Annotated in this window: 8 protein-coding genes and 2 tRNA genes; 4 read left to right on the top strand and 6 right to left on the bottom strand. The window is 67.1% G+C overall.

Annotated features, from left to right (window positions below; translation table 11 throughout):
* The 3 genes from SB816_RS18190 to SB816_RS18180 all read right to left on the bottom strand — a co-directional run.
* A partial coding sequence (locus SB816_RS18190; protein ID WP_410547352.1) for a CobW family GTP-binding protein occupies window positions 1-738 on the bottom strand: 738 nt, incomplete at its 3' end.
* Window positions 739-765: 27 nt separating this feature from the next.
* A complete protein-coding gene (zigA, locus tag SB816_RS18185; protein ID WP_410547356.1) occupies window positions 766-2,022 on the bottom strand; it encodes a zinc metallochaperone GTPase ZigA in 1,257 nt (418 codons plus the stop codon).
* A 181-nt stretch (window positions 2,023-2,203) separates the two neighbouring features.
* Window positions 2,204-2,279, bottom strand: a tRNA-Asn gene (locus SB816_RS18180).
* A gap of 211 nt (window positions 2,280-2,490) precedes the next feature.
* On the opposite strand from SB816_RS18180, the gene SB816_RS18175 reads away from it, so the two are divergent.
* The 4 genes from SB816_RS18175 to SB816_RS18160 all read left to right on the top strand — a co-directional run bounded on the left by SB816_RS18175 (window position 2,491) and on the right by SB816_RS18160 (window position 6,240).
* Window positions 2,491-2,566 (top strand) — tRNA-Thr (locus SB816_RS18175).
* Between the two features lie 147 nt (window positions 2,567-2,713).
* Window positions 2,714-3,373 (top strand): response regulator, encoded by a 660-nt coding sequence (locus tag SB816_RS18170; RefSeq protein ID WP_054501420.1) that lies wholly within the window; start codon window positions 2,714-2,716, stop codon window positions 3,371-3,373.
* Entirely contained in the window at window positions 3,370-4,713 is a 1,344-nt protein-coding gene (locus SB816_RS18165) for an ATP-binding protein (RefSeq protein ID WP_175142231.1), read from the top strand. The genes SB816_RS18170 and SB816_RS18165 overlap by 4 nt, the downstream gene beginning before the upstream one ends.
* A gap of 63 nt (window positions 4,714-4,776) precedes the next feature.
* Window positions 4,777-6,240, top strand: a complete 1,464-nt coding sequence (locus SB816_RS18160) for a DegQ family serine endoprotease (RefSeq protein ID WP_054501422.1) — start codon at window positions 4,777-4,779, stop codon at window positions 6,238-6,240.
* 58 nt (window positions 6,241-6,298) lie between these two features.
* On the opposite strand, the gene maiA is transcribed toward SB816_RS18160, so the two are convergent.
* The 3 genes from maiA to SB816_RS18145 are packed head-to-tail and all read right to left on the bottom strand — an operon-like array spanning window position 6,299 to window position 8,445.
* On the bottom strand, window positions 6,299-6,943 hold the full coding sequence (maiA, locus tag SB816_RS18155; RefSeq protein WP_064526911.1) for a maleylacetoacetate isomerase: 645 nt from the start codon (window positions 6,941-6,943) through the stop codon (window positions 6,299-6,301).
* A gap of 48 nt (window positions 6,944-6,991) precedes the next feature.
* On the bottom strand, window positions 6,992-7,969 hold the full coding sequence (ispH, locus tag SB816_RS18150) for a 4-hydroxy-3-methylbut-2-enyl diphosphate reductase (RefSeq protein WP_410547351.1): 978 nt from the start codon (window positions 7,967-7,969) through the stop codon (window positions 6,992-6,994).
* Window positions 7,969-8,445 carry a peptidylprolyl isomerase gene (locus SB816_RS18145; protein ID WP_175142229.1) on the bottom strand — a complete coding sequence of 159 codons (477 nt, stop codon included), beginning with the start codon at window positions 8,443-8,445 and terminating at the stop codon, window positions 7,969-7,971. Before SB816_RS18145 ends, ispH begins: the two co-directional genes overlap by 1 nt.
* Window positions 8,446-8,479: the final 34 nt, after the last annotated feature.

The raw sequence follows: 8,479 nt of genomic DNA, 5'->3' as shown, positions 1-8,479 counted from the left end.
CGGCGCGACCAGCGCCAGCGAAAAGCTCGCCACCTGCGCATGACGCCCGACCATCGGCTTGGCGAACGCCCGCAGCCAGCCCGCCAGCTCGGCGCCATCGCGCCGCGCCTGCGTGTCAGGCCCCTCCAGCAACGCGCCGACCAATGGCGCATCGGTGCGCTGCACGCAGCGCCGCGCGCCCGGATTGACCGCGGCCACGGCCTGCTCCACCGCGCGCGTTTGCGCAACATCCGCCAAATCGGATTTGCTGAGAACGACGGTATCGGCCAAGGCCAACTGCCGCAGCGCCTCCGGCTGAGTCTCCATCTGCAGCGGCCCGTGACGCACATCGACCACCACGATGGCGCCCCGGTAGGCATAGCGCTCGGCCAGGAAGCGGTCGTGCTTGAGCGTGAAGAGCACCGGCGCCGGATCCGCCAGGCCACTGGTCTCGATCAGCACCCGGCGAAACGGCTTGATACGGCGATTGAGCGCCAGCATGAACAGCTCGCGCAGGGTGTCGGCCACCGCGCCGCTGACCACGCAGCACAGGCAGCCGCCCTCGATCAGCACGATGTTGTCCTGCGCCAGGCGGACCAGATGATGGTCCACGCCGATGTCGCCGTATTCATTGACGATGACCACGGCGTCGGCATAGGCCGGCTCGCGCAGGAGGCGGTTGAGCAGCGTCGTCTTGCCGCTGCCCAGAAACCCCGAAATCACCGTCACGCCGATGCGCTTGTCGCCTTCCGCTGCCATCACCCCACGGACTTTTGCCCGCCCTCGCTATTGCGCCGCGCCCCAGACGGGGAACGGATCCCGAATCGTAGCCAATTCGGTCGCCGGACGGGTCATTTCTTCCTGCGTCATCAGGCACGCCTGCAGCCGCGCCGTCCACGCCTCCTGATCCATGCCAATCCCGATCAACACCAGCTCCTGACAGCGGTCGCCATAGATGGGATCCCAATCGGCCACGATCCGGGCGCGCGACTCGGCGTCTTCCGGCCAGCGATCGCGCGGCAACGCGGCCCACCAGTACCCGGCCGCGCCATGCCGCGAGACGGGGCCGGCCTGCGACCAGGAGGCCGCGAACGCGGGCCGCGTCACCAGCCAGAAATAGCCCTTGGAGCGCACCACCCCGGGCCACTCTTCTTGAAAACAATCCCACAGGCGCTGCGGGTGAAACGGGCGACGCGCGCGGAACACGAAACTGCCGATACCGTATTCCTCGGTTTCGGGCGTGTGCTCGCCGCGCAACACCTTGAGCCAGCCGGGCGCCTGCGCCGCCTCCTCAAAATCGAAGCGCCCCGTGTCCAGCACGCGCGCCAGCGGCACCCGGCCGAACTCGCCGCGCACGACGTCGGCGCGTGGATTGAGCTGGCGCAGGATCGCCTCGAGCCGCTCCAGCTCGTCCGCCGTGATGAGATCGGTTTTGTTCAGCACCATGACATCGCAGAATTCGACCTGTTCGATCAGCAGGTCGACAACGGTGCGCTCGTCTTCCTCGCCCAGCGTTTCGCCACGCGCGGCCAGACGGTCATGGCTGGCGTAGTCGCGCAGGAAATTGAAGGCATCCACCACCGTGACCATGGTGTCCAGCCTGGCCACATCGGACAGGCTCAGGCCGTCCTCATCGCGGAAGGTGAAGGTCTCGGCCACCGGCAGCGGCTCCGAGATGCCAGTGGACTCGATCAACAGGTAATCGAAGCGCCCCTCGGCAGCCAGGCGGCGGATCTCGATCAACAGGTCCTCGCGCAACGTACAGCAGATGCAGCCGTTGCTCATCTCCACCAGCTTTTCGTCCGCCCGTGACAGCGCCGCGCCGCCCTCGCGTACCAGCCGGGCATCGATATTGACATCCGACATGTCATTGACGATGACCGCCACCCGCCGCCCCTCGCGGTTGTTCAGCACATGGTTGAGCAAGGTGGTCTTGCCCGCGCCGAGAAAGCCCGACAACACGGTCACCGGCAAGCGCGCATCCGCCCGCCCATCCGCTCCCGCACAGGGCCCCGGCCCCGCCTCTTCGTTGCCTATCCGCATGACACCCACCAAAAAGAAATGTTATTACATAACAAATCTTACGCGCGCCACGCCTCCGGGAGCAAGTCCGCAACGATCAGGACGGGTAACAAGCACAGCACCCCGCGCGAACGCGCGCGACAAAACCAAAGCAATAAAAACCAAAAGGGCCACTCACTTGCGTGAGTGGCCCTGAATTCTTTGGCTCCCCGAGCTGGGCTCGAACCAGCGACCTGCGGATTAACAGTCCGTCGCTCTACCGACTGAGCTATCGGGGAACTGCTAAGAAACGAGATTATGAAGGAAAAATTCGAAGTGTGCAAATCGGACCTTTTTTCGCGCCACACGCATCGCAAGTTTCCCATCGCCAAGAAACTCTGATATGATTTCGGTCTTTCCAAATCAGGCCCCATAAACAGGGCATGAAATGGCGAAGAAAAAGATGTTTTGCTGAAGCTCTGGCTTGCCGGAAACGAAGCAAATGGTCTTGCCGGCATAGCTCAGTTGGTAGAGCAGCGCATTCGTAATGCGAAGGTCGTAGGTTCGACTCCTATTGCCGGCACCAGAATTCAAAAAGCAGCCCCCGCGGGCTGCTTTTTTCATTTCCGCCTGGCGCGGCGCAACGGCCCTCGGCCCGCAGCCCCGCCCTTGCGGGAACTCCGGCCTCGCCGCGCACGTCCAATCCGCTGGACACCACACGGCGACGACTATCATGCGCATCCTTCTCGTCGAAGACGACACCATGATCGGTGAAAGCGTGCTGGACTGCCTGCGCGCCGAACATTACGCCGTCGACTGGGTCAAGGACGGCCATGCGGCCGAACTGGCCCTGCGCACCGATCCCTATGACCTCGTGCTGCTGGACCTGGGGCTGCCGCGCCGCGACGGCCTGTCGCTGCTGCGCGACCTGCGCGGCCGCAAGGACCGCACCCCCGTCCTGATCGCCACCGCGCGCGACGCTGTCAGCGACCGCATAGCGGGTCTGGACGCCGGCGCCGACGACTACATTGTCAAGCCCTACGATCTCGATGAGCTGCTGGCGCGCATGCGCGCCCTGATCCGCCGCAGCGCCGGGCGCGCCGAGCCGGTGTTCGAGCACGACGGCATCGTCATCGACCCGCAATCGCACGCCGCCACGGTCGACGGCACGCCGGTGCCGCTGACCGCGCGCGAATGGGCGGTGCTGGAGCCGCTGATCGCCCGCCCCGGCATGATCTTCTCGCGCGCCCAGCTCGAGGAAAAGCTTTATAGCTGGAAAGACAGCGTCAGCAGCAACGCGGTCGAGGTTTATATTCATGGCCTGCGCAAGAAACTCGGTCAGGACCTGATCCAGAACGTGAGAGGCGTCGGCTATGTCATTCCCAAAACATGAGCATTCCGCTTAGCTATTCGCTGCGGGCCCGGTTGCTGTTCTTCCTGCTGGCCGCGATCGCGGTCGGCGCCCTGGTGCAGGGCGTCATCGCCTATCGCAGCACCCTGCAGCAGGCCGACGACATCTTCGATTCGCTGTTGCAGCGCACCGCGCTGTCGCTCGGCACCGGCGACGGGCTGCTGCGGATGGGACCGGCACACGCCAAGGGGTCGGCCACGCCGATGGCCGACGACCTCATCATCCAGATCTGGACGCCCGATGGCGTGCGCGTGTTCAATTCGCGCTCGCGCCGCCCCCTGCCCGACCAGATCGTCCTGGGTTTCGCAGACGCCGAAGTCGAAGGCAGCACCTATCGCGTCTACTCGCTGGCCACGCCGTTCCAGGTGATCCAGGTGGCGCAGGACATGCAGGTGCGCAAGCGCATGGCGGGCGCGCTGGCCTGGCGCACGGTCGCGCCGATCGCGGCGGCGGCGCCGCTGCTGATGCTGATCGTCTGGTGCGTGGTGAGCTGGTCGCTACGGCCCGTCAAGCGCGCGCGGGCGCAGGTGGCAGCCCGCCGGCCCGAGGACCTTTCGCCCATCAATGTGCCCGACCTGCCCGATGAAATCCGGCCACTGATGCAGGAACTGAACCTGCTGCTGGAACGGATGCGCGGCGCCTTCGCGCAGCAGAAGCAATTCGTCGGCGATGCCGCGCACGAGCTGCGCTCGCCGCTGGCGGCGCTGAACCTGCAACTGCAATCGCTGCGCCGCGCGAGCGACGATGCCAGCCGCCGCGTCGCCGAGCAACGGCTGGCGGCGGGCATCGAGCGCGCCACGCGGCTGGTGGAGCAATTGCTGTCGATGGCGCGCCACGAGAACCACGCCGAACAGCCGCCCGCCGAGACGGTGGACCTGGCCGACGTGGTGCGCCTGGCCCTGTCCGAGACGCTGCCCGCGGCCAACGCCAAGGACATCGGCATCGAGCTGCACGGCGCGCCGCAGGCCATGGTGCGCGGACGCCGCGACGACCTGGTGCTGCTGGCGCGCAACCTGCTCGACAACGCCATCAAATACACCCCCGCCGGCGGCCATATCGCGATCCGGCTCGACACGCCGGCGGACGGCGCCCGGCTGCTGATCGACGACAATGGCCCGGGCATCCCGCCGGCCGAGCGCGCCCGCGTGTTCGACCGTTTCTACCGGCTGGACGGCAACACCCAGCCCGGCAGCGGCCTGGGCCTGGCGATCGCCCGCGCGATCGCCGAACGCCATGACGCAATCATCACGCTCGAGGACGTTCCCGGCGGTCCGGGCCTGCGGGCCCGGGTGGTGTTTCCGCCGCCGCAGTCGGCGACTTAAGATTCACCTAAGTGTCAGGCCCGAAGATAGCGCCATGTCCCCAAACATGACGCAGGAGCCGACATGAAGACCTCGAAGATGAACCCCTCGCGCCTGGTGCTGGCGCTGCTGGCTGCCGGCGCCATTGGCGGCGCCGGCGCTACCGCCGCGTTCGGCGGCATTTCGATGGCGGCCAGCGCGCCGTCCGCCGTGGCCGCCACCGCGGCACCGGGAGCCTCCACGCCGGGCGCCCCCATGGGCGCTCCCAACTTTGCGCAGATCACGCGTGACTATGGCCCCGCCGTCGTCAACATCAGCATCAGCGGCACCCGCAAAGTGTCCGACGACGACGACGACGACCCGTTCGCCCAGTTCTTCGGCCAGATCCCCGGCGCGCGCGGCGGCATGCCGTCGCGCGAGGTGCCGATCCGCGGCGAAGGCTCGGGCTTCATCGTCAGCAGCGACGGCGTCATCCTGACCAACGCCCACGTCGTGCAGGGCGCCAAAGAAGTGACCGTCAAGCTCACCGACCGCCGCGAATTCCGCGCCAAGGTGCTGGGCGCCGATCCGCAGACCGACGTGGCCGTCATCAAGATCGACGCCAAGAACCTGCCGGTGGTGAAGGTCGGCGACGTCAACCAGTTGCAGGTGGGCGAATGGGTGCTGGCCATCGGCTCGCCCTACGGCCTGGAGAACACCGCCACCGCGGGCATCGTCAGCGCCAAGGGACGTTCGCTGCCGGACGACACATCGGTGCCATTCATCCAGACCGACGTGGCCGTGAACCCCGGCAACTCCGGCGGCCCGCTGTTCAATGACCGCGGCGAAGTGGTCGGCATCAATTCGCAGATCTACAGCCGCACCGGCGGTTTCCAGGGCCTGTCGTTCTCGATCCCGATCGACGTGGCGTACAAGATCAAGGACCAGATCCTGGAACACGGCAAGGTGCAGCATGCGCGCCTGGGCGTGACGGTGCAGGAGGTGAACCAGGACCTGGCCAACTCGTTCAAGCTCGATACGCCGTCCGGCGCGCTGGTCTCCAGCGTCGAGAAAGGCAGCGCGGCCGAGAAGGCCGGCCTGCAGCCGGGCGACGTGGTGCGCAAGATCAACGGCCGCAACATCGTGTCGTCCGGCGACCTGGCGTCGCTGATCACGCTGGCCACGCCGGGCGAGAAGATCACGCTGGACCTGTGGCGCAACGGCGCCCCCAAGGAAGTCGTGGCGACGCTGGGCGGCGTGCCGAAGGACCGGACCCAGACCGCCGGCGACAGCCGCGACGTGCAGAAGGGGCAGCTCGGCCTGGCGTTGCGCCCGCTCTCGCCGCAGGAGCAGGAAGCGGCGGGCGCTCAGGGTCTGTTGATCGAGCAGTCGGCGGGACCGGCCGCCAAGGCCGGCATCCAGCCGGGTGACGTGCTGCTGTCGCTCAATGGCGTGCCGGTGCACAACATCGGCCAGGTCAAGGACGCGCTGTCCAAGGCTGGCAAGACGGTGGCGCTGCTGGTGCAGCGCGGCGAAGACAAGATCTTCGTGCCGGTGCAGTTGGGCTGAGCCTGATCGACAGGCATGCGGCGGGCCGGCCGGGAAGACATCCCGGCCGGCCCGCGGCTCATTCAGCGTCGGGCTGCCTGCCCGGCGCGGCGGCCTCGAAGGCCGGCAAGGCACGGCAGGCGGCGTCGATGCGCACGACCGTGGGCATCGCGCTCAGGTCGCATTCGAAACGGCGGGCGTTGGCCACCTGTGGCACCAGGCACAGGTCGGCGATGGTCGGGGTGTCGCCATGGCAGAACGCGCCGGTGGCGGCCGAGCCGGCCAATTGCGCTTCCAGGGCTTCCAGCCCCTGGCGCACCCAGTGTTGATACCAGGCCGTCTTGGCGGCCTCGTCCACGCCCAGCGTGTGCTTGAGGTACTTCAACACCCGCAGGTTGTTCAGCGGATGGGTATCGCAGGCGATGCCCAGCGCAAGGTCGCGCACGCGCGCGCGGCCGATCGCGTCCGCCGGCAGCAACGGGGGCTGCGGATGCGTTTCCTCGAGGTACTCGATGATCGCGAGCGACTGACCGATGACGGCGTCGCCATCGACCAGCGTGGGCACGAGGGCGGTGGGATTGACCTGGCGGTAGTCGGCCGACAACTGCTGGCCGCCGTCCTTGAGCAGGTGCACAGCCAGGTATTCGTACGGCAGACCCTTCAGGCTCAGCGCGATGCGCACACGATAGGCGGCCGAGCTGCGGAAATAGCTGTACAACTGCATGAAGTCTCCTCGATTCTTGTTCCGGACGACGCGCCAGGGGCGTCGCGCCTATTCCAGCGATTCGGTCTGCGCGGCCTTGCGCGACAGGCCCTTGGGCAACGGGAAGGCCACGTTCTCTTCCAGGCCCGGCATGGTGCGCACCGACACGGCGCCCAGTTCCTTGACCCGCGCAATCACCTGCTGCACCAGGATCTCGGGCGCCGACGCGCCGGCGGTCACGCCGATGCGCTTGCGGCCCTCGAGCCAGGCCGGGTCGATGGAATGCGCGCCGTCGATCAGATAGGACGCCACGCCCTTGCGGTCCGCCACTTCGCGCAGGCGGTTGGAGTTGGAGCTGTTGGGGCTGCCCACCACCAGCACCAGGTCGCATTCGGGCGCCAGCACCTTGACCGCGTCCTGGCGATTCTGGGTGGCATAGCAGATGTCGCTTTTCTTGGGCTCGACGATGCTGGGAAAGCGTGTTTTGAGCGCCTTGGACACGGCCGCGGCGTCGTCCACCGACAGCGTGGTCTGCGTGACGTACGCCAGGTTCTCGGGGTCGGTGACCTGCAGGCCGGCCACGTCCTCGACGGTCTCGACCAGGTACATGCCGCCCTGGGCCTGGCCCAGCGTGCCTTCGACCTCCGGATGGCCCTTGTGGCCGATCATGATGATCTCGCGGCCGGCCGCGCGCATGCGTGCCACTTCGATGTGCACCTTGGTCACCAGCGGGCAGGTGGCATCGAACACCTGCTGCCCGCGCGCCTCGGCTTCGGCCCGCACCGCCTTGGACACGCCGTGGGCCGAGAAAACCACGATGGCGCCCGTGGGGGCATCGTCGAGTTCGTCGATGAAGATGGCGCCCTTGGCGCGCAGGTCTTCGACCACGTAGCGGTTGTGGACGATCTCGTGGCGCACGTAGATCGGCGCGCCGTGCAGTTCGAGCGCGCGCTCGACGATGTCGATGGCGCGATCGACGCCGGCACAGAAGCCGCGCGGCTGCGCCAGCAGGACTTCGGCGCCGGCGGCGGTGACAACCTGGCTCATCAGAGGACTCCCAGCAGCGCCACGTCGACCCGCAAGCTGATGCCCGCGAGCGGGTGGTTGAAATCGAACAACGCCGATTCCTCGTTGATTTCCTTCAGGACGCCCGAATAGCGGCCGCCGTTGGGCGCCGCGAACTCGACCAGGTCGCCGGGCTCGAACGTGGCGTCGGCGCCCGCGTGCTCGGCGAGCATCTTGCGCGTGACGCGCTGGATCAGCTCGGGGTTGCGATCGCCATAGGCGTCGGCGGGCTCCAGCGTGACGCTGAAGCGGTCGCCCTCGGCCTTGCCCAGCAAGGCGGTTTCCAGGCCCGGCGCCCACTGGCCGCTGCCCATCTGCAGCGTGGCAGGACGACCGTCGAAGGTATCGGTGAAGACCGAATCCTTGCCCGGCCCCGAAGCCAGGGTGATGCGGTAGTGCAGCGTCAGGTAGGAGTCCGGACGGACCAAAACATTCATTTCGTTAGAGGCGATGCTCAAGATCTGCCACCGTATTCAGACAGTAAGTGAATCC

It is taken from the genome of Achromobacter sp. SIMBA_011 (genome assembly GCF_046535435.1).
Taxonomy (GTDB): domain Bacteria; phylum Pseudomonadota; class Gammaproteobacteria; order Burkholderiales; family Burkholderiaceae_B; genus Achromobacter; species Achromobacter dolens.
This window is presented reverse-complemented; position numbering and strand designations above follow the sequence as displayed.